Here is a 26,966-nt window from a genome sequence, read left to right on the forward strand (position 1 = left end):
TTTAAATTTCCAACATCTATCCATTTCATCTGATTAAAAATGAAACTCGACGTCAAAATACTCGATCCTCGCATGGCCGACCAACTCCCGCAATACGCCACGCCTGGCAGTGCCGGCTTGGACTTGCGTGCGTGTTTGGATGCACCCATCACACTAGAGCCCAACGCTTGGCAATTGGTGCCCACGGGCATTGCCATCCACTTGGCTGACCCAGCCTACGCCGCGCTCATCTTGCCGCGCTCAGGCCTGGGTCATAAGCACGGCATCGTGTTGGGTAACCTCGTTGGTTTGATTGACAGCGATTACCAAGGCCAGCTGATGGTCAGCGCTTGGAATCGCAGCGATGTGGCGTTCACCTTGGAGCCCATGGAGCGTTTGGCTCAGCTGGTCATCGTGCCGGTGGTGCAAGCCCAGTTCAATGTGGTCAACGAATTTGCTGCACCGACCGAGCGCGGTGAGGGCGGTTATGGCTCGACGGGAAAAAAGTAAATCAGTGCAATAAATCGTTGCCCGGCGCTTGGGCTTCGATCTTGAAAAAACCAGTGCCCAAAGTGCCGCGCTCTTGCTCTTCTTGCGTGGCTTCGCGCACCGATTGCACATCGAGGTGAATGCGAATCGCAATACCTGCCAGTGGGTGGTTGCCATCTAACACCACATGTTCGGGGTAGAGTTCGGTCACGGTGTAGAGCAAGTCTTGCGGGGCGTCTGGGTTGCAGCCAGCAGGCAGAGCGTGGCCTTCGACGGTGTGGCCTTCTTCCAACTCTTTAGGAAAGCTTGAGCGCGCCTCTAAAAACACCAAGTTTTCGTCGTAGTCGCCAAAGGCTTCTTCGGGTTCGAGTTGCAAGTCGAGGTGGTCGCCGACGCTGTGGCCTTGCAGAGCCTCTTCAATCTTGGCCAGCAAGTCATCGCCGCCCACCAAAAATTCAACGGGGCTGTCCAATTCGTCCAGCACCTCGCCCAAAGTGTCTTTCAAGGTCCAAGTTAAGCCGACCACGCAGTGTTGAGTAATTTCCATAAGGCAAAATTGTCGCACGATGCATGTGAACAAACCCCTGACCCTGCTCGGCGGCATCAGTCCCGCCGAATTCATGAACACCTATTGGCAGCGTAAGCCCTTGTTGGTGCGCCAAGCCATTCCCGAATTCAAAGCCTTGCTCAGCCGTCCTGAGCTGTTTGACTTGGCCGAACAAAACGAGGTTGAGTCCCGTTTGGTCATGGGGGCGAATGGCGGCCAACGCGATTGGCAAATGCAACGCGGCCCGTTCAAGCGCCGCGCCATCCCTAAGCTGACCGAACGCGATTGGACCTTGTTGGTGCAAGGCGTGGATTTGCACGACGACCGCGTGGCCGCTTTGATGCAGCAATTTCGCTTCATCCCAGACGCCCGTTTGGACGATGTGATGATCAGCTACGCCACCGAAGGCGGCGGCGTGGGCCCGCACTTTGACAGCTACGACGTGTTCTTGCTGCAAGCCCACGGCCAACGCCGCTGGCGCATTGGCCGCCAAAAAGACTTGTCGCTCGTGCCCGATATGCCATTGAAAATTTTGGCCAACTTCAAGCCTGAACACGATTGGGTGCTCAACCCGGGTGACATGTTGTATTTGCCGCCGCGCTACGCCCACGATGGCATTGCACAAGGCGAGTGCATGACCTATTCTGTGGGTTTTCGCGTGCCCCAAACAGGTGACTTGGCGCGTGAGTTGTTGGTGCGCTTGAGCGAAGGTGCGGAAGAGGCCGCTGGCTGCGATTTGTACAAAGACGCCGCTCAACCTGCGGTGTCTAAACCTGCCGCTATGCCCGAAGGTTTGGCTGAATTCGCGATATCTGCGTTACAAAAAGCGCTGAAAGACCCCAAAGCCCTGCAGCGTGCTTTGGGTGAGTATTTGACGGAGCCCAAAGCCAATGTGTGGTTTGAGATCGGTGACGTGCCAAATAAGCTCAAATCACTGCGTTTAGACCGCCGAAGCAAGATGATGTATGACGCACATCACATCTTTTTGAATGGCGAAAGCTGGCGTGCGGCTGGCAAGGATGCAGCTTTGATGCGTCAATTGGCCGATGCACGTGAGTTGACCCAAGTGGAGCTCTTGAAGGCCAGCCCTGAAGCGCTCAACTTGTTGATGGAGTGGTGTGACGATGGCTGGCTTCATTCAGGGGCTTGAAATGAGCCAAGTTGACGCGAAGCTGACGTGGTTTTTTGTCATGCATAGGATTTACCCTATAATGAGAGGCTGAGTTGGCGGGCTCGAGTCCATCAGCTCGGTTGTGGTGCAAACCACAGCAATTTCCGGAAATTGTTTTCATCCCCCTTTAAGGAATATCGAAATGAACAAGTCAATCCTGTTGGCATCTTTGTTGGCTGCTGCCGCTCTCGTCGCTTGCGGCAAAAAAGAAGCTCCTGCTGTTGAAGCCGCTCCTGCTGCTTCTGCTGCTGTTGAAGCCGCTTCTGCTGTGGCTTCTGAAGCCGCTGCACCAGCATCTGACGCTGCCAGCAAGTAATCAGTTTTCGAACTGACTGCAAAAGCCACCCTTTGGGTGGCTTTTTTATGGGCGTTTGATAACCGCTTAAACCACGAGCCAGTCGGAGCCTGTCAGCGGATCTGCCACGTCAATGTCCAAAGGCGAACACCCCATTGCTTCGCACAAGCTGGTGCGCGCCAGTTCGGGGGTGTTGTTGCGCTCACTCAAATGTGCCGCCAGGACGCAGCTTAACTGGTCGTGTTTGACGCGAGCCAATAAGTCGGCCGCGGCGTGGTTGGCCAAATGCCCCCAAGGGCCTGAGACGCGTTGCTTTAAAAAAACAGGGTAACCCGAGGCTTGCAGTAAATCAGGATCGTGGTTGGCTTCTAGTAGCAGGGCATGGCAGCCTTGCAATGACGCCACCACATGAGAAGACACGTGCCCCAAATCGGTGATCACACCCAAATGCCGATGGCCATCGGTGCAGCGCAGCTGCAAGGGCTCGCGCGCATCGTGCGGCACCGTAAACGGCATCGCTTGCAAGTCGCCCAATTCGATGGCGCTGCCATCGCGCGCCACATTCAGCAAATGTTGATAAGGTGTCCATGCACCACCGTCACTCACGGCCAGCCATGTGCCTTGGCTCATCCACAGAGGTGTTGAATAACGTTTGATAAAGCTGCGTGCACAGCCAATGTGGTCGCCGTGTTCGTGGGTGATGAAGATGGCGTCAAGATCCTCGGCGCAGGTGCCCGCTTCGATGAGACGAGCCTCTAGATCACGCAGGCGAAGGCCGCAGTCGATGAGCAAGCGAGTGGTATGGGCGCCACTCTGGGCTTCAACCAAAGTGGCGTTGCCTGAGCTGCCGCTGCCCAGACTTTTAAAGCGCAACATGGCGCGGGGTCAGGCCGACGCCAATTAGCGCAAATCGTCAGCCAGCAGCTTCAAGATGCGCTGTGAAACAGGGCTGTTCTCTGTCGTACCTGCTGCGTTTTGCACCGTGACTTCGGCGGTGTTGTCTGTTTTACGCACAGCAATGCGGTACTTCACAGGGCCTGCGTCAGGTGTTGAGCCACTGAACATCTTGCTGAAGAAACCTTTTTCTTCTTTGGATGAGGTGTCCACATAGCGAACGAAGTAAATGCCTTGTGCGCGGTCGCGGTCTTCCACAGTGAAGCCTGTGCGGTCCAAAGCCAAGCCAACGCGACGCCATGCGACGTCAAACGAGTCGGGGATGTTCAGCAGTGTGGCACCGCCCTTGGTTACCAAAGTGGTTTTATTCGCCACGGTTTCTTGTGGCGTGATGCCAGCTTTCGCTTGTTCAGCGGAGACGCCAAGTTTGATCATCAAGCGGCTCAAGAATTCGGCTTCCAACTCAGGGTCATTTGGGCGCGGGACCCAAATCGTGCCAGATTTAGATTGGTCTTTGTATTCTTCGCTCATGCCACGGTGGGTCACGAAGATGTCAACGCCGCCAGTGCTGTTTCGCTCAATGCGCGTGCGGAATTTGTCACGCTCGCCAGACGAATACAAGCCGTCCAGAACTTTTCCCAAGGAACGACGCAGAAAGTCTTGTGGAATCTTGGCGCGGTTCTCAGCCCATTCGGTTTCGAGCAAGCCAATTTGTTGCTGCTCAATCACGTACTCAAAACCATTTTCTTTCCAAAACCCTTGCACGATGGGCCACACCACGTCGGCTGAACGGTTGACCACCAGCCAGCGTTGCTTGCCATCACGTTCAATGCGCACGTCGTTCACTTGCTTGGCTGCTGTGGCCGCCACAGGCGCTACAGGACGCACGCCCATGCTGCTGGCTGTGACAGAACCGCCAGGAACGGCATAACGCGTGTCGCGTGTGAGTTGGGTCAGATCGGGTGGAATATCCAGGGCCACAACCTTGGTGCCACCTTCTGTTTTGTAGTTGACCTTGTCACCATCCATGATGGAGGAGCAACCGCTGAGCACCACCAAGGTGGTCAACGCAACTGCTGCACGATTCGAAGTAAAAGAAATTTTCACAGCCAAGGCCTTTTTAACAATCAGATCAAACCAGCGGCGCGCAATGCGCCTTCCACCACGGGTTCGTTGGCGGGGGTGAGTTCGGTCATGGGCAAGCGCAAGGTGGGGCCAGCGAGGCCCATACGCTTCATTGCCCATTTCACGGGAATGGGGTTGGCTTCCACAAACAACTGCTTGTGAACAGGCATCAATTTGAATTGAATGTCCATGGCGCGTTTCACGTCGCCAGCGATGGCTGCCATGCACAGCTCGTGCATCAAGCGGGGCGCCACGTTGGCGGTCACGCTGATGTTGCCTTGGCCGCCGCACAGCATCAAGGCCACGGCGGTGGGATCGTCACCGGAGTACACGGCAAAGCCTTTGGGTACGTCACGAATGAGCCATTGGGCGCGTTCGATGTTGCCGGTGGCTTCTTTGATGCCCACGATGCCTGGCACTTGGGCCAAACGCAGCACGGTGTCGTGCGCCATATCGGCCACAGAGCGACCGGGCACGTTGTACAAAATCACGGGCAAGTCCACGGCTTCGGCGATGGCCTTGAAGTGCAGGTATTGGCCTTCTTGCGTGGGCTTGTTGTAGTAGGGCACCACTTGCAGTTGGCAATGTGCGCCAACTTTCTTGGCGAACTTAGCCAGCTCGATCGCTTCAGACGTTGAGTTCGCGCCGCAGCCAGCCATGATGGGCACATGACGTTCGGTGTGTTTAGCCGCTTGCTCCACAGACACGCGGATGATTTCGCAGTGTTCTTCCACATTGACTGTGGGTGACTCACCGGTGGTGCCCACAACGCCGATGCAATCGGTGCCTTCGGCAATGTGCCAATCAATCAGTTTGCGCAGAGTAGGGTAGTCGACGCTGCCGTCTGTGTGCATGGGGGTGGTCAAAGCCACGATGCTGCCGGTAATGGGTGTCATGTCCGTTGGTTCGGTCAAGGAAAAACGTTCATTCTAGCGATTGCCAATGACGTTTTTAATGGTGAAGTGGGTAACGCGCAGGCGTTTGTGTTTCGAGGCTCTCGCGCACGGCAACGATGCGTTGCACAAAGCGCTCGGGCTGATCTAGAAAACCTTCCTCAAACGCCACGACCCGTAAGTCTTTGCACGTGGTCAGGAGCTCAGCGGGCTGCAGCAAGAAATCTGGGCGCGAGGGTTTGCCCACGCTTTCGTTGCCCGCCGAGAAGGTTTCGTAAATCAGTACGCCGTTGAGGGCCAGGCTGTCCAAGATGTGTGGCCAGAGCGGGCGCCAGAGGTAGTTGGTGACGACCACGCCGCCAAAGGTGCGGCCTTGCAGCGGCCAAGGGCCGTTTTCGATATCCGCACAAATGGCTTCGCCCAAAGGGCCCACGGCGGCAATCGCGTCTGGGTTGCGGTCTACGCCAGTCACCGTGTGACCCAACGCTGCAAAGTGGCGCATGTGGCGGCCTTGTCCGCAGGCCAAGTCCAGCAAAGTGCTGCCAGAAGGCAAGAGGTGCGACCAACGGGCCACCCAGCTAGATGTGGGCTCTTGCCCGTGAAGCATGGCACTCATCTCAGAAGCATCCCCAAACCTGATTCGCCAAAGTCAGCAAAAAATCAGGCCTTAAATACATGGACAGCACACCCAAAAGAACGGCCACGCACACCACACCGATCAGGGTTTGGCGCAACATCGGATGCGAAAGGATGTTCATTTCAAGCGTCAAACGTCAAACGTCAAGCGGCAACCGTCTTAGGTGCGCGTTCGATGGCATTTTCTTTCACGGGCAAATTCACCAAGGCGGCAAACACGCCCAGCGCAATCGAGATGTACCAAACGATGTCGTAGCTGCCGGTCTTGTCATACAAGTAGCCGCCTAGCCACACGCCCATGAAGCTGCCAATTTGGTGGCTGAAGAACACAAAGCCGCCCAGCATCGACAAGTGCGCCACGCCAAAAATCTGCGCCACCACCGCATTGGTGGGCGGCACGGTGGAGAGCCACAAAAAGCCCATCACAGACGAGAAGATGTACACGCTTATGGGCGTGAGCGGCGCCAACAAGAACAGCACGATGGCCACCGAGCGTGAGAAATAGATGAACGACAAAATCTTGCGCTTGGCCATGCGCTGGCCCAAGCTGCCTGCGATGTAGGTGCCAAACACGTTGAACAAACCAATCAACGCCAAAGCAATGCTGGCCACCTCGGGCGACAAACCGTGGTCTTTCAAGTAGCTGGGCATGTGCACGCCAATGAACACGACTTGAAAACCACATACAAAGTAGCCCGCCATCAGCAGCTGGAAGCTACGGTAATTCATAGCTTCGCGCAGTGCATGCATGATGGATTGGTCGCGGTTGGGCGTGGCACCACCGCCAAAACCAGGTTCGCGCAGACCGTAGGCGAGGGGGATGATGAGCATGGTCGATAAAGCCAACCACACCAATGCTTCTTGCCAGCCAAAGGTGCTGATGAGATAGCCCTCCGTGGGAACCATCAAAAACTGCCCAAATGAGCCCGCTGCCGCCGCTACGCCCATGGCCCATGAGCGTTTGGATGCACTCACATTTCGGCCAATCACGCCATAAATCACGGCATAGGTTGTGCCTGCTTGGGCCACGCCAATCAGTACGCCAGCCGTGGCGGTAAACAACGCTGGCGTGGACGAATAGGCCATGCCTGTCAATCCCAACGCGTACAACACGGCGCAAGTCACGATGACGCGGAGGGCGCCAAATCGGTCGGCCAACATGCCCGAGAAAATGCCTGCGAATCCCCAAGTCAGGTTTTGAATGGCGATGGCCATGGCAAAGTTTTCGCGGGTCCAGTCTTGGGCTTGGGTGATGGGTTGCAGCCACAGGCCAAAGCCGTGGCGCACGCCCATAGACAAAGTGACAATGGCTGCCCCGCAGGCGAGCACTTGCCACATGGGCAATGTTTTGTTGGTGTGAGTCATGGCGTGACTTTAACCAATGCGGGCGAGGGGCGCAGTCACAAGGTTGCCAAGGTGATGTCCATGCAAAATTTTTCGATCTGTTGTTTTATACAGTGTTGCATTTGAATCTGTCTACAATGCCGGCCCATGGCTACAAAGCAACCCACTACACCGCCCCAGTACTCGGAAGGCTCGATTCGCGTCCTCAAAGGACTCGAACCCGTCAAGCAGCGTCCGGGCATGTACACCCGCACCGACAACCCGCTGCACATCATCCAAGAGGTGCTGGACAACGCGGCTGACGAAGCGCTCGCTGGACACGGCAAAAAAATTGGCGTCACGCTGCACAGCGATGGCTCGGTCAGCATCGACGATGATGGCCGTGGCATCCCGTTTGGCATGCACCCCGAAGAAAAAGCCCCCGTCATCGAACTGGTGTTCACCCGCTTGCATGCGGGCGGCAAGTTTGACAAAGGCTCGGGTGGCGCTTACAGCTTCTCAGGTGGTTTGCACGGCGTGGGGGTGAGCGTGACCAACGCACTGGCCAAACGCATGGAAGCCACCTCGCACCGCGAAGGTCAAGTGGCCCGCTTGGTGTTTTCAGGTGGCGATGTGGTGGAAAAACTCACCACCCGCAAGCAAGAATCAGGCGACCGCAAGCAGGGCACCACCGTGCGCGTGTGGCCCGATGCCAAATACTTTGAATCGTCGGCTTTGCCGATGAACGAGCTGGTGCACTTGCTGCGCAGCAAAGCCGTGCTCATGCCTGGCGTGAGCGTGACGCTCACAAATGAAAAAACCAAAGACACGCAACACTGGCTCTACAAAGGTGGCCTGCGCGACTATTTGATGCAGACCCTGCACGGCGAGCCTGTCATTCCTTTGTTTGAAGGCGATGGCTACGCCGATAGCAACCACGACAGCTTTGCCGAAGGCGAGGGCGCAGCGTGGGCTGTGGCCTTCACCGAAGACGGCGCTCCTGTGCGCGAGAGCTATGTCAACCTGATTCCCACCAGCGCTGGCGGCACACACGACAGCGGCTTGCGTGATGGTTTGTTCAACGCGGTCAAGAGCTTCATTGAGTTGCACGCCTTGTTGCCCAAGGGCGTCAAGCTCATGCCAGAAGACGTGTTTGCACGGGCTAGCTACGTGCTGAGCGCCAAGGTGCTTGACCCGCAGTTCCAAGGTCAGATCAAAGAGCGCCTCAACTCACGCGATGCTGTGCGCTTGGTGTCGAGCTATGTGCGCCCCACCATGGAGCTTTGGCTCAACCAGCACGTCGAGTACGGCAAAAAGTTGGCTGAGCTGGCCATCAAGGCCGCACAAAGCCGCCAAAAAGCCGGCCAAAAAGTAGAGAAGCGCAAGGGCTCAGGCGTGGCGGTGTTGCCAGGCAAGCTGACCGATTGCGAAAGCAAAGACACGGCGCACAACGAAGTGTTCTTGGTTGAGGGCGACTCAGCCGGCGGCAGCGCCAAGATGGGCCGCAACAAAGAAAACCAAGCCATCCTGCCGCTGCGCGGCAAGGTGCTGAACACGTGGGAAGTCGAGCGAGACCGCTTGTTTGCCAACAACGAAATTCACGACATTTCGGTGGCTGTCGGCGTGGACCCACACGGCCCCAACGACTCGCCCGATATGAGCGGCCTGCGCTACGGCAAGGTGTGCATCCTGAGTGACGCGGACGTAGACGGCTCGCACATCCAAGTGCTGTTGCTCACGCTGTTCTTCCGTCACTTTCCTAAGCTCATCGAAGCGGGTCATGTGTTTGTGGCGCGCCCCCCACTGTTCCGCGTGGACACGCCCGCGCGTGGCAAAAAGCCAGCCGCCAAGGTCTACGCTTTGGACGAAGGCGAGCTGACCGCCATCCTCGACAAACTGCGCAAAGACGGCGTGGCCGAGGGCAAGTGGAGCATCAGCCGCTTCAAGGGCTTGGGCGAAATGAGCGCCGAGCAACTGTGGGACACCACCCTCAACCCTGACACCCGCCGCCTCATGCCCGTGCAACTGGGCTTGCTGGACTTTGCAACCACCGAAGGTTTGATCACACAACTCATGGGCAAAGGCGAAGCCGCCGCACGCCGTGAGTTGATGGAACTGCATGGCGATTCGATTGAGATTGACGTATGACCGATTTGTTCACCCCTGGACTGCCCACCGCCATCAATAACAATGATGGCGACGGCGACATCGCGCTGGGCCACTACGCCCAACGCGCCTACCTTGAATACGCACTCAGCGTGGTCAAAGGCCGCGCCTTGCCCGACGTGTGCGATGGCCAAAAGCCCGTGCAGCGCCGCATTCTTTATTCCATGTCTCGCATGGGTCTGGGCTTCAGCGGCCCTAACAACAACACAGGCGCCAAGCCCGTCAAGTGCGCCCGCGTGGTCGGTGATGTGCTGGGCCGCTACCACCCCCACGGCGACAGCGCCGCCTACGAAGCCCTCGTGCGCATGGCACAAGACTTTGCGCAACGCTACCCGCTGATCGACGGTCAAGGCAACTTCGGCTCACGCGACGGCGACGGCGCGGCGGCCATGCGATACACCGAAGCCCGCTTGGCCAAAATCACCACGCTGTTGCTGGACGAGATTGACGAAGGCACGGTCGACTTCCAGCCCAACTACGACGGCTCCACCGAAGAGCCTAAGCAGCTGCCCGCCCGTTTGCCATTTGCCTTGCTCAACGGCGCAAGCGGCATTGCGGTGGGTATGGCCACCGAAATTCCAAGTCACAACTTGCGCGAAGTGGCCGATGCGTGTGTGGCACTCATCAAGACCCCCAAGATGAGCGACGCCGAGTTGCTGCAAATCTTGCCCGCGCCCGATTACCCCGGTGGCGGCCAAATCATCAGCAGCGCGTCTGACATTGCCGATGCCTATCGCACAGGCCGCGGCTCGCTCAAAGTGCGCGCCCGCTGGACCATTGAAGAGTTGGCCCGTGGCCAATGGCAACTGGTGGTCAATGAGTTACCACCCGGCGTGAGCAGCCAACGCGTGTTGGAAGAGATTGAAGAGCTGACCAACCCCAAGGTCAAGACCGGTAAAAAAGCGCTGAGCGCCGACCAAACCCAACTCAAAGCCACCGTACTGGCCGTGTTGGACGTGGTGCGCGATGAGTCCAGTAAAGATGCGGCTGTGCGTTTGGTGTTCGAGCCCAAGACCCGCACCATTGAGCAACAAGAGCTCATCACCACTTTGCTGGCGCATACGAGCTTAGAAACTTCGTCGTCCATCAACCTCACCATGGTGGGCATTGATGGTCGTCCTGTGCCTAAGTCGCTGCGCGACATGCTGACTGAGTGGATTGAGTTCCGCTCAATCACCATCTTGCGTCGTTCGCAGCACCGCTTGAACAAAGTGCTGGACCGCATCCATATCTTGGAAGGTCGCCAGTTGGTGTTGCTCAACATCGACGAGGTGATTGCCATCATCCGCCAGAGCGACGAGCCCAAACAGGCGTTGATGGAACGCTTCCGTTTGAGCGAACGTCAAGCCGAAGACATCTTAGAAATTCGCCTGCGTCAGCTGGCGCGTTTGGAAGCCATCAAAATTGAGCAAGAGCTCAAAGAGCTGCGCGACGAACAAGCCAAGCTGGAAGATATCGTGGGCAACCCATCGGCGCTGCGCCGCTTGATGGTCAAAGAAATTGAAGCCGACGCCAAAACCTTTGCCGACCCACGTCGCACTCTGATTCAAGAAGAGAAAAAAGCAGTGGCTGAAGTCAAGGTTATTGACGAGCCAGTGACCGTGGTGGTTTCTGAAAAAGGCTGGGTGCGTGCACGCACCGGCCACGGCCACGAAGCCAGCGCCTTTGCCTTCAAGGCGGGCGACGGCTTGTACGGCACGTTTGAGTGCCGCACGGTGGACACCTTCATCGCGTTTGGCTCGAACGGCCGCATCTACTCGGTGCCCGTGTCGGCCTTGCCCGGCGCACGTGGCGACGGGCAACCTGTGACCACGTTGATTGATTTGGAATCAGGTACTCAGTTGCTGCACTACGTGGCTGGCCCTGCAGGCGCGACGTACTTGCTCAGCAGCTCGGGCGGCTATGGCTTCATGGCCAACATCGAGCACATGATTTCGCGCAACAAAGGTGGCAAAGCCTTCATCACCGTGGGCGAGGGCGAAACCGTGTGCCGCCCATCACCTGCCAGCGGGGGCTCGGGCGCGCAGCCTGTGGCACCTGCCACGCATGTGGCTTGTGCGTCTACGGGCGGGCGCTTCTTGACCTTTGAGTTGTCAGAACTCAAAGCCATGGAAAAGGGCGGTCGCGGCTTGATGCTGATCGACCTAGAAGCCAAAGACACCTTGGCCGGTGCGGCTGCGTACACACGCAGCGTGCGCATCGAAGGCATTGGCCGTGGCGGCAAAGTGCGCGAAGAAACCCTAGAAATTCGCAGCTTGAACAATGCCAAAGCGGCACGCGCCAAGAAGGGCAAAGTGGCGGACTTGGGCTTTAAGCCGAATGCGGTGGTGCGGGTCGAGTGACCATCAGTGGACGCTACGCGAGTGGCGTCTTTGAAATAAAAAAGCGGCTCAATGAGCCGCTTTTTTTGTGGGGTGCCAAGATTTAAGCTTTGGCTTTTTCTTTGGTTGCTGCCACTGGGGTCGCCGCTGCGGCTGCTGGGTCAGCCTCTTTCTTGGGAGGGCTGCAGTCGAAGCACACAAACATGGATGAACCCAAGATGCGTTTGAATGAACCGTTGTTGCGGGGCTTGTGAACGCCGCACTTGATGCAGCTCATGGTGTCGCCAGTGCGGCCAAGGCCTTCGAATGGTGAACCGCCCTTTTTTGACTTGTAGCGCAAACCATCGTTGGAGATTTCTGTTTTTTCTGGGCGTGACATTCGTTTTAGTTCTCGGGGCAAAGACGATATTTTCGCAAATTTATCAACCGATCCGCGCAGCCGCCCTTAAAAACCTCAAAATTCACTTCAAAAAACGCTTCGAGAGCCGCAAAACGCCTGGTCCAATGCGCTGAGAGATGGCTTGGCGGTGTTTGGCGAACAACACATAGGCCGGCTGCAGCACGGGCATGAGCCAGCGGCGCGATAAAACCCAGGCCAAAACGGGTAGCTTGGCCAGTTTGTAGGCGGTGGCAAACACGGGCACGCCCACCAGCACTTGTCCATCGGCGGTGCGGCCATGAATCTGCGCCATGGCGGCTTCGCATGAGATGTTGTGGCCTGCGGCCTCAAAGCCGGTTTGGGTCACGTCTACAAACGCCAACTGGCCTTGCGCGTTACGGCTTTGCAAAAACTCCACTTCGGCCACGCACAGCGGGCATTTGCCGTCGTAATACAGCGTGAGTTCAGGGGCGGCGCTGGCGTGTGTCTGTTGCATGGATGCAAGGCTAGCACGGCTGCGTCGAGGAGGGCTGATCAAAGGGTAATCGGGCAGAATTCACCGCATGACCCAAACGAGTTTTGACACACACACACCCGCCGCGCAACGCGTGGCGGATGCGCTAGAAGCCGCAGCCAGCCCCGCCGCACAACACGTGTTCACGCAGCGCTACGCCGACGCGGCACGTGCCACTGCCGAGCACTGCGATGCGCAAACACAAGCAGGTCGTAGCCTAGGCGCATTGCACGGCGTGTGCATCACCCTCAAAGACAATTTCGACGTGGCGGGCGAAACCACGATGGCGGGTGGTGTGGTGTGTGCTGGTGAAGCGCCTGCACAGCACGATGCGCCCGTGGTGCAACGCTTGCGCGATGCAGGCGCCGTGGTGCTGGGTAAAACCAACATGAGTGAGTTTGCATTTTCGGGTGTGGGCATCAACCCGCACCACGGCACGCCGGTTAACCCTGCAGACCCAGCGCATGCGCGCGTGCCCGGTGGGTCGTCGTCGGGTGCGGCCGTGTCGGTCGCGTTGGGCTTTGCCGAGGTGGGTATTGGCACAGACACGGGTGGCTCTATCCGCATCCCCGCAGCTTTGTGTGGTTTGGTGGGCTACAAAAGCACACAAGCGCGCATACCGTGCACGGGCGTGATGGAGCTTTCGCGCACGCTAGACACAGTGGGCAGCATCACCCGCTCGGTACGCGCGTGTTTGGCGGTGGACGCGGTGATGTCGCAGCAGCCATTACCTACGGATGCTGCCAACTTGCGGGGCCTGCGCTTTGCCGTGCCGCAAACTTTGATGATGGACGATGTGGATGCCACCGTGGCCCAAGCCTTTGCACGCACCTTGCGCCACATTGCCGAGGCGGGCGCACACGTGGTGGAGATACCTTTCAACGCGCTGGGTGACATCGCCGCACTCAGCATGCCTGGTGGCTTTTCACCGATTGAGGGCTATGCCGCACACCACGCGCGCTTAGCGCGTGGCGCCAACCAAATTGACCCACGCGTGGTAGCTCGCATGACGCTGGGCAAAGGCATCACTGCACAAGACTACCTAGCACTGCACAACCGCCGCAACGCGTGGATAGCCGCAGCCAGGCAAACCCTACACGGCTTTGATGCCATGCTGTGCCCCACGGTGCCGATGGTGGCCCCGTTGATTGAGCCTTTGCTCGAAGACGATGAGGCGTTTTTCAAAGTCAATCGCTTGTTGCTGCGCAACCCATCGGCCATCAATTACATGGACGGTTGCGCTTGGAGTTTGCCCTGTCACGAGGCGGGTGAACTGCCTGTGGGCTTGATGGTGTCATCCCTTGCGGGGCAGGACGCGCATCTGGCGCGCGTGGCACTGGCTTTGGAAAACTTAATGAATTCTTTACACAGCTAGACCACAATGGCCGCATCGAGAGAGAGAGAAAGAGAGCGATGTATGACTTCTAAATTTCGCGCATTGGCTTTAGGCGTGTTGTTGGCAGCAAGTGCCTCCACTGCGTTGGCGCACGGCCCGCACGGTGGGTATCGGGGTGGGTACTACCGTGGTGGTGGCGATTTTTGGTGGGGGCCTGCTTTGGTCGGCGGTGCGATTGTGGGCACGTCTATTTATTTGTCGCGCCCTGTGCAGCCGTCTACCGTCATCATCACCAGTCCACCGGCCGTGGTGCTCAACAATCCGCAGCCTACTCAGTGGGTGAACGGCCAACCCGTGCAAGCGCCTGTCGAGGCGTATTACTGCCGTGACTCTGGCCAATACTTTCCTGTGGTTCAAACCTGCCCGACACCTTGGATGGTGGTGATGCGATGAACAAAGCTTTTTTGTGCGTTTTGATTGCGGGTTTGCTGCCCTATGTGTGTGCCATGGTCGCGAAGTGGGGCTTTCAAAAATTTGATAACCACAACCCACGCCAATGGTTGGCACAGCAAACGGGTTTTCGTGCGCGCGCGAATGCAGCACAGGCCAACAGTTTTGAGTCATTTCCACTGTTTGCGGCGGGCGTGATCATTGCCACCTTGGCGCAGGTGGATGCCGCTCGCATTGATTTGTATGCCTTTGCGTTTGTGGCAGCGCGCGTGGGCTTTATTGTTTGCTATGTGGCTGACAAAGCCAGTTTGCGTTCTTTGTTTTGGTTGATTGGATTGCTGAGTGTGGTGGGTTTGTTTGCTGCAGCCTTGGGTTTGTAAAGCTGTCATCCGTTTGCAAGTGCCGCGCGTTGTAGAGCTACCTTTTCACAAAGTGAGTCTTCTATGAAACGCATTTCTACCTTGTTTGCCTGTTTATTGGCCTTTGCCGTGGTCTTGCCCGCGCAAGCGGATGGTCGTGGGCACGGCGGCGGGTATGGCGGTTATCACGGTGGTCATGGAAGCTATGGTGGTTACGGTGGGCACTACCGTGGTTCGAGCAACTATTGGTTAGCCCCCGTTTTGGGTGCCGCTTTGGTGGGCAGCGTGATTTACGCCGCTAGCAGTCCAAGCTATGCGGTGCCGCAAACGGTGGTGGTGCAACAGCAATATGCACCGCCCAGCCGTGTGGCGTATTTCTGCCCCACCGCGCAGCAGTACTACCCCAACGTCCCCAGCTGCCAAGTGCCTTGGCAACCTGTGAACTACTAAAACAAAAAAGCCGGGCTAGCCCGGCTTTTTTGTTGCGCGTCATTCGCTTCATCGAAGCGCTTGCATCACGTGTTTAGAGCGTGACGACTTCTTTGTTGCCTAAGCGGTTTGAGTAGCGCACTTTGCCGCCTGTGGTTTCTAGTTCCACGCGCGCGCTGCGGCCTGCGTACACATGGTGTTTGAGCCATTCCAACTCTTGTTTCATTTCAGCATCGCCTGCCACCACACGGCTCCAGCAGCGCAGCTCGGCAGACCAGCGGTAGTTGCGGGCCTTGAGTTTGTCTTTGGTCTCAAACGGCGAGTTGATGGCGTACACCTTTTGCTGTGGCTTGTTCAAGGTCAACAGCACGGCGAGCAGGGCGGTTTGTTGGCTTTGCGGCAGCACTTGGTTCAGCAGCTCTAGCAGCGCCCAGCAATCGGCCTCAGCGCGGTGGGCTTCGTAGAAGTAGCCTTGGGTGCTGAGCAAATACTCCAGCTTGGCCGAGCCAAAACCTTCTTCACGCCAGTCGATGTCTTTGATGCTGCACGCCCAGTTGAGTTGTTCAAACAGGGGCCAGCGGGCTTCGACGAATGGGCGGTCAAACGCGGCATTGTGGGCAATGACCACGTCGGCATTTTTCAAAAACTCAGCCACGCGGGCGTCGTCAATGCGTTGCCCTTGCACCATCTCGTCGGTGATGTGGTGCACCGCAATCGAGGCGGGGGGAATGGCAAAACCGGGGTCTTCCAGCTCGTCGAACACCTCGCTGACACGGTAGACCACGCCTGTGACAGCGTCGAATTCAAAGGCCAACATGCCCAGTTCAATCACGCGGTCGGTGGCCACGTCAAAGCCCGTGGTTTCGGTGTCGAGCACGATGCCTTTGCTGAGTTTTTGGCCTGGTGCAGGGGTGTTGAACACACGGCCCGGCACGAGGCGGCGCAGCACGCGGTAGTCAGGGTGTTGTTCTAGTTGTTGGGCGAGTTGTTCGATATCTTGTGTCATGGGGCTAATGTTAAGCGTGGTCCGCCTGCGTGGCGTTGCGCTTGGCAATGGCATGTGCAAAAAAAACACCTAACAGCACCACGCCCAGACCCACCGCACCCAGTACATGGCTGGAGTTGAAGTGACCTAGCAGAGCGGCCAACACCAACACGCCCAGCGATTGACCTAAAAACAAAAAACCAGCAAACAGCGTCACACCTGTGCCGCGTGCGGTCGGCACCATTTGTGTGGCCTTGGCCTGCATGGTGTTGTGAAACATGGCAAAGCCAAAGCCCGCCACAAAGCAAGAAGGCAGGGCCAGTTGCCACCAAGGGCCAAACGCAATGATCAAAAATGCCAAGCCAAAATACAAAGCCCCATAGCGCGCCAAACCCACTTCCCCAAAGCGGCGAATGACATATTTGGCAGCTCCCATATAAGCCATGCCGCCCAAACCAAACAGCGCCGTGGTGCCACCCGCCAGCGTGAGCGAAATGTGGTGCATCTGGTGCAAATGAGATGCGGTGACGGCCAATAAACCAAAAATCATGGCCCCTTCAACCAGCGCAATGCCTAGCAGCGTGCGGGCCCACGCGTCGCCGGCCACTTGTTTGAGTTGCCTGAAAAAACCTGCCGGTGCGTGTGCATGGCGTGAGACGGGTTCTAAATGTTTGAGCTGTTGCCACAGCAAAAAGCTGACGATGGCAAATGTGGCGGCCATCAGTACAAAAGCCCAACGCCAGCCCAGCGTATCCGTCAGCAAACCGCCAAACAACTGACCCGCTGTGATGCCCAGCATGGTGCCCAAACCGACTCGGGCCAAAGTTTCTTGCCGCTGCTCGTAATGCACCACATCGCCCACCCAAGCCAGCGAGAGCGGAATGATGGCTGCCGCGGTGAGTGCTGTGCCCACGCGTGCAGCCACGAGAAATGGCAAATCAGAACTCAGCGCCGACAACGTGCAACCCACGCTGCAACCGATGGTTGCCAGCATGACCACACGGTACTTGCCAAAGCGGTCACCCACAGGACCGTAAAACAATTGCATCAAGCCGTAGGCGATGGCGAAAAACGAGATGACTTGTGAGACCTCGCTGATAGGTGCCGCAAAGACGCGCGACAGCTCGGGCAGCATGGGGTCGCAAATGCGTTGCACGGACATGCTCGAGAAGGTCGCCAAGGACAACAAAAAAATCGCCCGGCGGGTGCTGGGCGTTAACGCGTGGGATGTGGGATGTGAGTGGGACTTCAAAGCGTCTCGACTTTACTATGCGGGTGTTTATTGAATTAATCAAATAAACGCCAAAAGTAATAAATGTGACTTTTGCGGTTTAGCATTTCGACCATGAACAAGTTCGTCATTTTGAGTGCCCTGTGGCTGGGCGTGTCGGTAACGCTTGCCACGCCCGCTGTGGCAAGCCAGGCCTCCACAGGTATCCAGGTGGAGGTGTTGGGGGTTTACTTCACACCGCCCACCGATGCCGCCGCCGCCATTGTCCAAGCCATCGATGGCAGCGAGCGCGAGGTGCTGGTGCAGGCTTATGGGTTCACGCACAACGCCATTGCCCAAGCATTGGTGCGGGCGCACCAGCGTGGTGTGGCGGTGCGTGTGTTGTTGGATAAAAAGAGCCAAACCTCCAACGGCTATGTGATGGGTGTGCTGGCCCACGCGCAAATTGAGCTACGCCAAGATGGCAAACACGCCATCGCGCACAACAAAGTGATGGTGATTGATGAGGCCATCGTCATCACTGGCAGCTTCAATTTCACCAACTCAGCGGCATCGCGTAACGCAGAGAATTTTCTGGTTTTGAAGTCTGACGAACTGGCGCAGAAGTACAAGCTTCAGTGGCAAAACCACTGGGCACACGGCGTGGAATAAGGACTTGCAAACGCAGATTTAGTCTGCCAGCTCTAAAAATGCACCATTTCGGCGCAAAACGCTTGTCAAAGCGGAACTTGTCTTTAGAATACGTGTCATGCTGCACTGCAACATAACTTTAGCCAACGGGCAGGGTTCAGAGCAGTTTGACCATCCTTTTTAATATTTTGGAGATTTGAAATGACTTTGACCCCTGAACAAGTGATCGCCGCCAACAAAGCAAACTTGGAAACTTTGGTTGGTTTGACCAACAAAGCTTTCTCTGGCGTGGAACAACTCATCGAGTTGAACTTGGCCGCTGCTAAAAGCACTTTGGCTGATTCACAAAAACAAACCAACGCCGCTTTGAGCGTAAAAGACGCGCAAGAGTTGTTGGCTTTGCAAGCGAGCCTGTTCCAGCCTTTGGCTGAAAAAGCAGTCGCTTACAACCGTCATTTGGTTGAAATCGCAACAGGTACAGGTTCACACTTCCAAGGTCACTTGGAATCCAAAGTGGCTGAAGCTCAAAAAGCTTTCCACGCCATGGTGGACAACGCTGCCAAAAACGCACCTGCTGGCTCTGAAGCTGCTGTCGCCGCTTTCAAAACTGCCGTGTCCGCTGGCAACAACGCCTTGGAATCTGTGCAAAAAGCAGTCAAGCAAGCCACAGACGTGGCTGAAGCCAACTACAAAAACTTGGCTGAGACAGCTTTGAAAACAGCAAAGCCTGCTGCCAAGAAGCGTTAATTTTTCAAGGGTCTCCAAGACCTCTGAAACGGCTCCTTCGGGAGCCGTTTTTCGTATGTGCTTGAGTGTTGACGAACAGGTTCTAATATTGGGTCAAAACACAGGAGAGCAGCGGTGGATAAAGTGGACGGTGTGGTGATTGGCGCAGGTGTGGTGGGCCTAGCTACGGCGCGTGCCTTGATTCAAGCCGCACCTGAAACAGCCCGAGAGTGGTTGGTGCTCGAAGCAGCTGATGCGATTGGCACAGGCACCAGCTCGCGCAACAGCGAAGTCATTCACGCTGGCATTTACTACCCGCAAGGTTCACTCAAGGCCAAATTGTGCGTGCAAGGCCGTGACCGTTTGTACGCTTACGCCACAGAGCGCGGCGTGTCGCACCAGCGCTGCGGCAAATTGATTGTGGCCACCCACGCCGATCAGCTGCCTGCACTTGATGCCCTTTTGCAAAAAGCCCACGCCAACGGTGTGACTGATGTGGTGATGCTCAGCGCCGAACAGGCACAAGTGATGGAGCCCTCGCTGTCGTGCGTGGCGGCCTTGCATTCGCCCAGTACGGGCATTGTGGACAGCCACGGTTTGATGCTGAGCCTGCAAGGTGATTTTGAAAACGCCGGCGGCATTGTGGCGTTGAATTCGCCCGTGGCTTCAGCCGTGTGCCGCGACGACGGCATCGTGGTGCGCATGGCCGACGGTTCTGAGTTGTTGGCGCAAACGGTGGTGAATGCAGCGGGGTTGACCGCACCTTGGCTGGCGAAACATTTTGAAGGCTTGGCTGCGCAGCATGTGCCGCAGGCTTACTTTGCCAAGGGCAACTACTTCACGCTCTCGGGCAAATCGCCGTTTTCACATTTGATTTACCCCGTGCCCGAAGCGGCCGGTTTGGGCGTGCATTTGACCCTCGATCTTGGTGGCCAAGCCAAGTTTGGCCCTGATGTGCAGTGGGTCGATCGCCCGGATGATCTGCTGGTGTCCGCTGAACACGAGCAAGTGTTTTACAACGAGGTGCGCAAGTATTGGCCAGCCCTAGGCGATGGTGCGTTGCAAGCAGGCTACGCAGGCATTCGCCCCAAAATATCTGGTCCGCACGAGGCCGCCGCTGACTTTTGTATCCAAGGCCCCGCCGTGCATGGCGTGAAGGGTTTGGTGAACTTGTTTGGTATTGAGTCGCCGGGCTTGACCAGCGCGCTTGCCATCGGGGACGCGGTGGTGCAGGCCTTGCAGTAAAGTCGCGGTATGAATAAACGCTTGTTTCTTGGCGTTTGCATCACGCCACTTTTGTTTGCTTGCTCGACCTCGTCGCGTCAACCGGCTTCGACAGCAGCGACATCGCAAAACTACCCCAACAACCCCGCCAAACGGCAAGATATCGTCATGCAGGCGGTGGCCATGCTCGACCGTGGCTACACCTACGGCGGTAAAAAACTGCACACGGGGTTTGACTGTTCGGGCTTGGTGAGCTTTGTCTACAAAGAGTCCGCAGGCATTCCGCTCAAAGGCAGTGCGGCGCAAATGGCAGAGGTGGCCAAACCCGTGGAGCCTGCGCAAGCCCACCCCGGCGATTTGGTGTTTTTCAACACGCTGGGCAGCGCGTTTTCGCATGTGGGCATCTACATCGGCTCGGGCAAATTTGTGCACGCCGCCAATGAAAAAACGGGTGTGAAAACTGAGCGTTTGAACCATGTGTATTGGTCCAAACGCTTTGAAGGCTACCGCACTGTTTTTGCTTGACGCTGGGTTTGGGCTGTCGGTCCCAAGCTACAAGCTTTGGTTCAATTTCCTAGCCTCTTTAGGCCTCGTCGCGAATGGCCAGCGCCGCTTCTTTCACCAGCGCGGGACCTTTGTAAATGAGGCCGGTGTAAATCTGCACCACGTCCGCACCCGCTTTGATTTTGGCCACCGCATCGGCGCCGCTCAAAATGCCGCCCACGCCGATGATGGGGAAGTGGGGGCCCATCGCCGCACGCAGCTGGCGAATGACTGCATTGCTTTTCTCAAACACCGGTGCGCCTGAGAGGCCGCCAGTTTCGTCGGCGTGCGCCATGCCTTGCACCGCGTCGCGGGCGATGGTCGTGTTGGTGGCGATGACGCCCCATGATGGCGTGCCCTCGTGCACGCAGTGACGCTTCAAGGTGGCCGCAATCACCGCGATTTGGTCGCTGTCCAAATCTGGTGCGATTTTGATGAACACGGGCACTTGCTTGTTGTGCTTCTGAGCCAGTTCAGCGCGGCGTTTGGCGAGCGTGCCAATCAGCGCATCTAGCGCTTCGTCGCTTTGCAGCTCGCGCAGGTTTTTGGTGTTGGGGCTGGAGATGTTCACCGTCACGTAGTCGGCGTGCGGGTACACGCCGTCTAGGCAAATCAGGTAGTCGTCGGCAGCGTTCTCGATGGGGGTGGCGGCGTTCTTGCCGATGTTCAGGCCCAAGAGCATGGGCGAGCCCGCACCTTTCTTTCCTGATTCACTGCGGAACTTCGCCAGCTTCACATTGGCCAAAAAGGCATCCAAGCCTTCGTTGTTAAAGCCAAGGCGGTTGATCAACGCGTTGGCTTCGGGCAAACGGAACATGCGGGGCTTGGGGTTGCCCGGCTGGCCTTTGGGCGTGACTGTGCCGACTTCGACAAATCCAAAACCCATGGCGGCCAAGCCGTCAATGCAGTGCGCGTTTTTGTCCAAACCTGCCGCCAAGCCCACACGGTTGGGGAAGTTCAAGCCTGCCAGTTGCACGGGGTCTTGCACGCGGGTTTGGCAGTACGCCCAAGCCAGCGGTGTGTTTTGCGTGCAGGCCAACATGGCCAGCGTGTGCTCATGGGCGGTTTCGGCATCCATGGCGAACAGAAAAGGGCGGGCAAGTGAATAAGGCAACAACGACATGGATAATCTCAAGCTTTTATAGAACCCTCGGATTTTCGCCCATGAATACGCCCACCCACACGTCGACCCAAGCCGCACCTTTGTCTCAAGATGAATTGAAAACTTTGGTGGGCCAAGCCGCCTTGCAATACGTGGTGCCTGGCGAGGTGGTGGGCGTGGGCACGGGCTCTACCGTCAACAAATTCATCGACGCCTTGGCCACCATGAAAGATCAAATCAAAGGCGCCGTGTCGAGCTCGGTCGCCTCCACCGAACGTTTGCAAGCCTTGGGCATTCAGGTGTTTGAAGCCGCCGAGGTGGAAAGCCTGTCGGTGTACATCGACGGGGCAGACGAAATCGACCACCAAGGGAATATGGTGAAGGGTGGCGGCGCTGCGTTGACGCGCGAAAAAATTGTGGCTGCGCAATCCAAGATGTTTGTGTGCATTGCTGATGAAAGCAAGCTGGTCGATGCGCTGGGCGCGTTCCCCTTGCCGGTCGAAGTGATTCCCATGGCCACTGCGCGCGTGATGCGCCAGTTCGCCGCGATGGGTGGCAGCGCCAAGGTGCGTTTGAAAGACGGCCAACCTTTGGTGACCGACAACGGCCAACACATCGTCGATGTGACGGGCTTGAAAATCAGCGACCCACTTCAGTTTGAAACCGACGTCAGCCAATGGCCAGGCGTGGTGACCGTGGGTGTGTTTGCCCACCAAAAAGCGCAGGTGTGTTTGCTGGGCACATCCACCGGCGTGAAGACGCTGACGTTTTGAAAAGCCTAGGCACTTCGTATCGAGCCTTGGTGTTGGGTGCATCAGGTGCGCTGGGGAGTGCTTTTGTTGAGGTCTTGCAGGCCGATGCGGCTTGCTCGCAAGTTGTGGGTTTGTCGCGCAGCTCGCAGCCTGCATTTCGGTTGGAAGACGAGGCCAGCATGGCCGCTGCGGTGGCTGCGCTTGTGGCTGAGTCACAAGCGCCGTTTCACCTCATCATCGACGCCACGGGCGCGCTCACCATCGACGGGCAGGGGCCAGAAAAGCACCTTGGCGCACTCAACGCCACACAACTGGTCCGTGCGTTTGAAGTCAACACCATTGGCCCCGCGTTGTTGCTCAAACACTTCATGCCCTTGCTGGCCACCGAGCAGCGCAGCATCTACGCCAAGCTGTCAGCCCGTGTGGGCAGCATCAGCGACAACCGCAAAGGGGGTTGGTACAGCTATCGCGCTGCCAAAGCTGCCTTGAACATGGTGCTGCAAACCGCCGCGATTGAGGCGGCTCGCAAACGCCCGCAACTCGTGGTGGCCGCCATGCAGCCGGGTACGGTGGCGTCTGGCTTGTCGGCGCCCTTTGTGCCAGCAAAAGATTGCCTCACGCCCGCGCAATCGGTGGCAGGTTTGTTGAATGCTTTGGATGATTTGCCTGCGCAAGCTGTCGCGCATTTTGTGGACTACAAAGGCGCGGCGATTCCTTGGTGAAAGCGAGGTTGGTGCTTAGGCCATGCCTTGGTGACGCAGCAACGCATCGAGCTGAGGCTCACGGCCACGGAAGGCTTTGAACGAGTCCATGGCCGGGCGGCTGCCACCCGCTTCCAGAATCGCTTCGCGGTAGCGGCGGCCTGTCTCAAGGCTGGGCTCGCCGTCTGCACCTGCGGTTTCTTCAAACGCGGCGTAGGCATCGGCGCTCAGCACCTCGGCCCATTTGTAGCTGTAGTAACCGGCTGCGTAGCCGCCTGCAAAGATGTGGCTGAAGGTGTGCAGCGTGCGGCCCCATGCGGGGCTTTGCAACACGGCCACTTCGGCGCGCACATCGCGCAGCACTTTCATGAAGTCTTGCGCTTTGTCGCCGTCGGTGTGCAGCAGCATGTCGACCAGCGAGAACTCAATTTGACGCAGCGTTTGCAAACCGCTCTGGAAGTTTTTGGCGGCCAGCATCTTGTCGAACAGTGCGCGTGGCAACGGTTCACCCGTATCCACATGCGCGGTCATGTGGCGCAGCACGGGCCACTCCCAACAGAAGTTTTCCATGAATTGGCTGGGCAGCTCCACCGCATCCCACTCCACGCCGCTGATGCCAGACACATCGCGCTCGTTCACTTGCGTGAGCATGTGGTGCAAGCCGTGGCCGCATTCGTGGAAGAGGGTGATCACGTCGTCATGCGTCAGCAGCGGGGGCTTGTTGCCCACGGCTTCGGCGAAGTTGCACACGAGGTGCGCCACAGGCGTTTGCAACGCGCCTGTGTCGGGGCGCAACCAGCGGGCGCGCACATCGTCCATCCACGCGCCACCGCGTTTGCCTGCGCGCGCACCGGGGTCGAGGTAGAACTGGCCGACCAGCACAGGTGGCAAGCCGCGTGCGCGGGTTGCTTCGGTATGGCGTTCGATGCGATAGAACTCCACCGCTGGGTGCCACACCGGCGCGTCGTCGCGGCGAATGCTCACCTCAAACAAGGTTTCCACAATTTTGAACAAGCCGGCCAACACTTTGGGCGCGGTGAAGTACGGTTTGACTTCTTGCTCGCTGAAGGCGTAGCGCGCTTCTTTGAGTTTTTCGCCGATGTATGGCCAGTCCCACGGTTGTGGGTCTTGCAGGTTCAAGTGTTCAGCGGCAAAGTCGCGCATCTCGGCCACGTCTTTTTCGGCGTAGGGGCGGGCGCGTTTGGCGAGGTCGCGCAAGAAGGCCATCACTTCGGCGGGCGATTGCGCCATCTTGGTGGCCAGCGACACCTCGGCGTAGTTGGCGTAGCCCAAGAGCTGCGCTTCTTCTTGGCGCAGGGCCAAGATTTCTTTCACCCATGGGGTGTTGTCTTGTTCGGCTTTGCCGGCCTGGACGGCTTCGGATTGGTCAGACGCGCGTGTGGCGTACGCGCGGTACAGCTTTTCACGCAGGGCCGAGCTGTGGGCGAACTGCATGATGGGCAGGTAGCACGGCATTTTCAAATTCAACTTGTGGCCAGCCACGCCATCCTTCTCAGCGGCAGCGCGGGTGGTTTGCACCACGTCGTCTGGCACACCGGCCAAATCTTCGGCGGTGACGATGGTCGACCATTGGTCGGTGGCGTCCAGCACGTTTTCGCTGAACTTTTGGCTCACATCGGCCATGCGCTCTTGAATGGCGGCAAAGCGTTCTTTGGGCGCACCCACCAGCTCCGCGCCAGAGAGCACAAAGTTGCGCATGGCGTTGTCGTGTGCTTGGCGTTGTTCGGCGTTCAAGCTGGCCAAAGGAATGGCTTTGTATTTGGCGTACAAGCGCTCGTCTGCCCCGAGGCGTGTGTAGAACTCGGTCACGCGCGGCAGCGCTTCGGTGTAGGCCGCACGCAGCTCAGGCGTGTCGGCGACGGAATGCAGATGGTTCACGGCACCCCAGGCGCGGCTGAGTTTTTCGGTGGCCACATCCAGCACCGACGCAATCGCTTTCCAGTCAGCGGGGAAGTCTGCTGCCGTGACTTTTTCTAACGCGGCATCGGCTGCTGGCAAAAGCTCGTCAAGAGCGAGTGTGATGTGCGCGGGTTGGATGGCATCGAACAGAGGGTGATTCGAAAAGTCGAGAAGCGGATTGTTCAATGACATGCAAAACTTTCAAAAATAGATGGCCGCTCAGCTTTGCAGAGCGAATGCCCTCGCAACAAATGCAAAAGCTCAATGCTTCTCAGATAAGGCGCGTTGCGCCGATTCCAAGGTGTTAACCAAAAGCATCGTAATGGTCATCGGCCCAACCCCACCCGGCACAGGGGTGATGTAGCCGGCCACTTCTTTCACACCGTCAAAGTCCACATCGCCGCAGAGCTTACCTTCGTCGTTGCGGTTCATGCCCACGTCGAGCACCACAGCGCCGGGCTTGACCATGTCAGCGGTCAGCACATTGCGCTTGCCCACGGCAGCCACGATCACATCGGCTTGCAGCGTGAGGGCTTTGAGGTTTTGCGTGCGCGAGTGCGCCACCGTCACGGTGGCGTCTTTTTGCAGCAGCATGAGCGCCATGGGCTTGCCCACGATGTTGCTGCGGCCAATCACCACGGCGTGTTTGCCTTTCAGGTCGTAACCAATGCTCTCGAGCATCTTCATGCAGCCATAAGGCGTGCAAGGCCAAAAGCCGGGCATGCCGGTCATCAAGGCCCCGGCGCTGGCGATGTGAAAACCGTCCACGTCTTTGGCCGGGCTGATGGCTTCGATCACTTTTTGCGCGTCGATGTGGGCAGGCAAGGGCAGTTGCACCAAGATGCCGTGAATGGCGGGGTCGTTGTTGAGGGCTTCCACGCGGGCCAACAAGTCGGCCTCGGTCATGTCGGCCTCGTATTTTTCGAGCACCGAGTGCAGACCTGCGTCTTCGCAGGCCTTGACCTTGTTGCGCACATACACCTGACTGGCTGGGTTGTCGCCCACCAACACCACCGCCAAACCTGGGGTCAGGCCCTTGGCTTTGAGCGCGGCTGTGTCAGCAGCGACCTGGGTGCGGAGTTGTTTGGAGAGGGCGTTGCCGTCAATGAGTTGTGCAGTCATGGTCTTGTGTATACAGAGGAGAAGTTGAATTGAAAACGCCCGTGTGACACGGGCGTTAAAGGGGTTGGCAAACGTGCGGCCTGATTAGGCTTTGGCTGCGTTTTGTCCGAGTGCGGTTTTCAGCAAGTCAGCCACGGTGTTGGCGTTGAGCTTTTCCATGATGTTGGCGCGGTGCGCTTCCACGGTTTTGATGCTGATGCCCAAGTCGTCTGCAATTTGCTTATTCAAACGACCGGCCACGATGCGCTCCAACACTTGGGCTTCGCGGGTGGTGAGCTTCGCCATCAGCGCGTCGCGGCTGGCGGCTTGTTGGTAGTCGGCAAACGACTCAGTGGCTTGGGCCAACATGCGTTCCACCAAGGTCACCAAAGCGGTTTCGTCAAAGGGCTTTTGGATGAAATCCATCGCGCCTTTTTTCATGGTGTCCACGGCCATGGGCACATCGCCGTGGCCGGTGATGAACACGATAGGCAACGGCGATTTACGTTCGACCAAGCGGTCTTGCAGTTCGAGGCCTGTCATGCCACCCATGCGGATGTCAACGATCAAACAAGCCACTTCACGTGGGTCATAGCGGCTGAGAAATGTTTCGGCTGAATCAAAGCAACGAACGCGGTAGTCCTTGCCCTCTAACAACCATTGCAACGAGTCGCGAACGGCCTCGTCGTCGTCCACAACGTAGACCGTACCTTTTTTGGGAATCAAGCTCATCAAAAAAACTCCA

General features: G+C 57.5%; 30 protein-coding genes. 15 read left to right on the forward strand and 15 right to left on the reverse strand.

Translation table 11 applies throughout. From position 1 onward, the window contains the following. Positions 1-39 precede the first annotated feature (39 nt). Positions 40-489 (forward strand): dUTP diphosphatase, encoded by a 450-nt coding sequence (gene dut / locus B9Z44_RS13315; RefSeq protein ID WP_108360074.1) that lies wholly within the window; start codon positions 40-42, stop codon positions 487-489. Position 490: 1 nt separating this feature from the next. On the opposite strand, the gene B9Z44_RS13320 is transcribed toward dut, so the two are convergent. Continuing rightward, complete coding sequence (locus B9Z44_RS13320; protein WP_108402656.1) at positions 491-1,015, reverse strand: FKBP-type peptidyl-prolyl cis-trans isomerase; 525 nt, start codon at positions 1,013-1,015, stop codon at positions 491-493. 19 nt (positions 1,016-1,034) lie between these two features. Between B9Z44_RS13320 and B9Z44_RS13325 the strand changes: the two genes are divergently transcribed. Beyond that, positions 1,035-2,165: a cupin domain-containing protein gene (locus B9Z44_RS13325; RefSeq protein WP_108402657.1), complete on the forward strand. Its 1,131-nt coding sequence runs from the start codon at positions 1,035-1,037 to the stop codon at positions 2,163-2,165. 163 nt (positions 2,166-2,328) lie between these two features. Then, positions 2,329-2,502 (forward strand): hypothetical protein, encoded by a 174-nt coding sequence (locus tag B9Z44_RS15205; protein ID WP_170108504.1) that lies wholly within the window; start codon positions 2,329-2,331, stop codon positions 2,500-2,502. Between the two features lie 66 nt (positions 2,503-2,568). Here B9Z44_RS15205 and B9Z44_RS13330 read toward each other — a convergent pair whose 3' ends face one another. The 6 genes from B9Z44_RS13330 to B9Z44_RS13350 are packed head-to-tail and all read right to left on the reverse strand — an operon-like array spanning position 2,569 to position 7,394. Further along, positions 2,569-3,357, reverse strand: a complete 789-nt coding sequence (locus tag B9Z44_RS13330) for an MBL fold metallo-hydrolase (RefSeq protein WP_108402658.1) — start codon at positions 3,355-3,357, stop codon at positions 2,569-2,571. 24 nt (positions 3,358-3,381) lie between these two features. Further along, positions 3,382-4,482, reverse strand: coding sequence for an outer membrane protein assembly factor BamC (bamC, locus tag B9Z44_RS13335; protein WP_342748887.1), 1,101 nt, complete (start codon positions 4,480-4,482; stop codon positions 3,382-3,384). 20 nt (positions 4,483-4,502) lie between these two features. Then, positions 4,503-5,396: a 4-hydroxy-tetrahydrodipicolinate synthase gene (gene dapA, locus B9Z44_RS13340; protein WP_370444605.1), complete on the reverse strand. Its 894-nt coding sequence runs from the start codon at positions 5,394-5,396 to the stop codon at positions 4,503-4,505. Positions 5,397-5,451: 55 nt separating this feature from the next. Continuing rightward, positions 5,452-6,000 carry a class I SAM-dependent methyltransferase gene (locus tag B9Z44_RS13345; protein WP_108402927.1) on the reverse strand — a complete coding sequence of 183 codons (549 nt, stop codon included), beginning with the start codon at positions 5,998-6,000 and terminating at the stop codon, positions 5,452-5,454. 10 nt (positions 6,001-6,010) lie between these two features. Continuing rightward, positions 6,011-6,151, reverse strand: coding sequence for a hypothetical protein (locus B9Z44_RS15210; RefSeq protein WP_170108446.1), 141 nt, complete (start codon positions 6,149-6,151; stop codon positions 6,011-6,013). A 22-nt stretch (positions 6,152-6,173) separates the two neighbouring features. Further along, positions 6,174-7,394 (reverse strand): MFS transporter, encoded by a 1,221-nt coding sequence (locus B9Z44_RS13350; RefSeq protein WP_211308713.1) that lies wholly within the window; start codon positions 7,392-7,394, stop codon positions 6,174-6,176. A 126-nt stretch (positions 7,395-7,520) separates the two neighbouring features. On the opposite strand from B9Z44_RS13350, the gene B9Z44_RS13355 reads away from it, so the two are divergent. Beyond that, a complete protein-coding gene (locus B9Z44_RS13355) occupies positions 7,521-9,500 on the forward strand; it encodes a DNA topoisomerase IV subunit B (protein ID WP_108360069.1) in 1,980 nt (659 codons plus the stop codon). Continuing rightward, positions 9,497-11,860: a DNA topoisomerase IV subunit A gene (parC, locus tag B9Z44_RS13360; RefSeq protein ID WP_108402659.1), complete on the forward strand. Its 2,364-nt coding sequence runs from the start codon at positions 9,497-9,499 to the stop codon at positions 11,858-11,860. Before B9Z44_RS13355 ends, parC begins: the two co-directional genes overlap by 4 nt. Before the next feature lie 82 nt (positions 11,861-11,942). On the opposite strand, the gene B9Z44_RS13365 is transcribed toward parC, so the two are convergent. Both B9Z44_RS13365 and B9Z44_RS13370 read right to left on the reverse strand, forming a co-directional pair. Next, positions 11,943-12,218, reverse strand: a complete 276-nt coding sequence (locus tag B9Z44_RS13365) for a hypothetical protein (protein ID WP_108360067.1) — start codon at positions 12,216-12,218, stop codon at positions 11,943-11,945. A gap of 82 nt (positions 12,219-12,300) precedes the next feature. Continuing rightward, positions 12,301-12,714 carry a thiol-disulfide oxidoreductase DCC family protein gene (locus B9Z44_RS13370; RefSeq protein WP_108360066.1) on the reverse strand — a complete coding sequence of 138 codons (414 nt, stop codon included), beginning with the start codon at positions 12,712-12,714 and terminating at the stop codon, positions 12,301-12,303. Positions 12,715-12,781: 67 nt separating this feature from the next. On the opposite strand from B9Z44_RS13370, the gene B9Z44_RS13375 reads away from it, so the two are divergent. From B9Z44_RS13375 to B9Z44_RS13390, 4 genes are all read left to right on the forward strand, one after another. Continuing rightward, the gene (locus tag B9Z44_RS13375; RefSeq protein WP_108402660.1) at positions 12,782-14,107 is read left to right on the forward strand and encodes an amidase; all 1,326 of its coding nucleotides are present in this window, start codon (positions 12,782-12,784) and stop codon (positions 14,105-14,107) included. Positions 14,108-14,149: 42 nt separating this feature from the next. Then, on the forward strand, positions 14,150-14,521 hold the full coding sequence (locus tag B9Z44_RS13380) for a hypothetical protein (protein ID WP_146180622.1): 372 nt from the start codon (positions 14,150-14,152) through the stop codon (positions 14,519-14,521). Next, on the forward strand, positions 14,518-14,898 hold the full coding sequence (locus B9Z44_RS13385) for an MAPEG family protein (protein ID WP_108360063.1): 381 nt from the start codon (positions 14,518-14,520) through the stop codon (positions 14,896-14,898). Before B9Z44_RS13380 ends, B9Z44_RS13385 begins: the two co-directional genes overlap by 4 nt. Before the next feature lie 63 nt (positions 14,899-14,961). Further along, the gene (locus tag B9Z44_RS13390) at positions 14,962-15,327 is read left to right on the forward strand and encodes a hypothetical protein (RefSeq protein WP_108360062.1); all 366 of its coding nucleotides are present in this window, start codon (positions 14,962-14,964) and stop codon (positions 15,325-15,327) included. Between the two features lie 73 nt (positions 15,328-15,400). Here B9Z44_RS13390 and B9Z44_RS13395 read toward each other — a convergent pair whose 3' ends face one another. Beyond that, positions 15,401-16,312, reverse strand: coding sequence for a 3'-5' exonuclease (locus B9Z44_RS13395; protein WP_108360061.1), 912 nt, complete (start codon positions 16,310-16,312; stop codon positions 15,401-15,403). 10 nt (positions 16,313-16,322) lie between these two features. Then, a complete protein-coding gene (locus tag B9Z44_RS13400; RefSeq protein WP_281258810.1) occupies positions 16,323-17,543 on the reverse strand; it encodes an MFS transporter in 1,221 nt (406 codons plus the stop codon). A 93-nt stretch (positions 17,544-17,636) separates the two neighbouring features. Between B9Z44_RS13400 and B9Z44_RS13405 the strand changes: the two genes are divergently transcribed. The 4 genes from B9Z44_RS13405 to B9Z44_RS13420 all read left to right on the forward strand — a co-directional run bounded on the left by B9Z44_RS13405 (position 17,637) and on the right by B9Z44_RS13420 (position 20,627). Further along, on the forward strand, positions 17,637-18,173 hold the full coding sequence (locus tag B9Z44_RS13405; RefSeq protein WP_108402662.1) for a phospholipase D family nuclease: 537 nt from the start codon (positions 17,637-17,639) through the stop codon (positions 18,171-18,173). Positions 18,174-18,353: 180 nt separating this feature from the next. Beyond that, positions 18,354-18,899, forward strand: coding sequence for a TIGR01841 family phasin (gene phaP, locus B9Z44_RS13410; RefSeq protein WP_108358526.1), 546 nt, complete (start codon positions 18,354-18,356; stop codon positions 18,897-18,899). A gap of 114 nt (positions 18,900-19,013) precedes the next feature. Continuing rightward, positions 19,014-20,123, forward strand: coding sequence for an NAD(P)/FAD-dependent oxidoreductase (locus B9Z44_RS13415; protein ID WP_108358527.1), 1,110 nt, complete (start codon positions 19,014-19,016; stop codon positions 20,121-20,123). Between the two features lie 9 nt (positions 20,124-20,132). Further along, on the forward strand, positions 20,133-20,627 hold the full coding sequence (locus B9Z44_RS13420; RefSeq protein WP_108358528.1) for a C40 family peptidase: 495 nt from the start codon (positions 20,133-20,135) through the stop codon (positions 20,625-20,627). A 58-nt stretch (positions 20,628-20,685) separates the two neighbouring features. On the opposite strand, the gene B9Z44_RS13425 is transcribed toward B9Z44_RS13420, so the two are convergent. Further along, complete coding sequence (locus B9Z44_RS13425) at positions 20,686-21,768, reverse strand: quinone-dependent dihydroorotate dehydrogenase (RefSeq protein WP_108402663.1); 1,083 nt, start codon at positions 21,766-21,768, stop codon at positions 20,686-20,688. A 41-nt stretch (positions 21,769-21,809) separates the two neighbouring features. Here B9Z44_RS13425 and rpiA point away from each other — a divergent pair, with 41 nt between their 5' ends. Next, positions 21,810-22,520, forward strand: coding sequence for a ribose-5-phosphate isomerase RpiA (gene rpiA / locus B9Z44_RS13430; RefSeq protein WP_108402664.1), 711 nt, complete (start codon positions 21,810-21,812; stop codon positions 22,518-22,520). Next, positions 22,517-23,221, forward strand: a complete 705-nt coding sequence (locus tag B9Z44_RS13435; RefSeq protein WP_233246847.1) for an SDR family NAD(P)-dependent oxidoreductase — start codon at positions 22,517-22,519, stop codon at positions 23,219-23,221. Before rpiA ends, B9Z44_RS13435 begins: the two co-directional genes overlap by 4 nt. 15 nt (positions 23,222-23,236) lie before the next feature. Here B9Z44_RS13435 and B9Z44_RS13440 read toward each other — a convergent pair whose 3' ends face one another. The 3 genes from B9Z44_RS13440 to B9Z44_RS13450 all read right to left on the reverse strand — a co-directional run bounded on the left by B9Z44_RS13440 (position 23,237) and on the right by B9Z44_RS13450 (position 26,953). Next, positions 23,237-25,306 carry a M3 family metallopeptidase gene (locus B9Z44_RS13440; protein ID WP_108358872.1) on the reverse strand — a complete coding sequence of 690 codons (2,070 nt, stop codon included), beginning with the start codon at positions 25,304-25,306 and terminating at the stop codon, positions 23,237-23,239. Between the two features lie 75 nt (positions 25,307-25,381). Further along, positions 25,382-26,242, reverse strand: coding sequence for a bifunctional methylenetetrahydrofolate dehydrogenase/methenyltetrahydrofolate cyclohydrolase FolD (folD, locus tag B9Z44_RS13445; protein WP_108358531.1), 861 nt, complete (start codon positions 26,240-26,242; stop codon positions 25,382-25,384). Positions 26,243-26,326: 84 nt separating this feature from the next. After that, the gene (locus B9Z44_RS13450) at positions 26,327-26,953 is read right to left on the reverse strand and encodes a response regulator transcription factor (protein ID WP_108358532.1); all 627 of its coding nucleotides are present in this window, start codon (positions 26,951-26,953) and stop codon (positions 26,327-26,329) included. Positions 26,954-26,966 lie beyond the last annotated feature (13 nt).

This window comes from Limnohabitans curvus, from assembly GCF_003063475.1.
In the GTDB taxonomy this organism is placed as follows: Bacteria; Pseudomonadota; Gammaproteobacteria; order Burkholderiales; family Burkholderiaceae_C; genus Limnohabitans; species Limnohabitans curvus.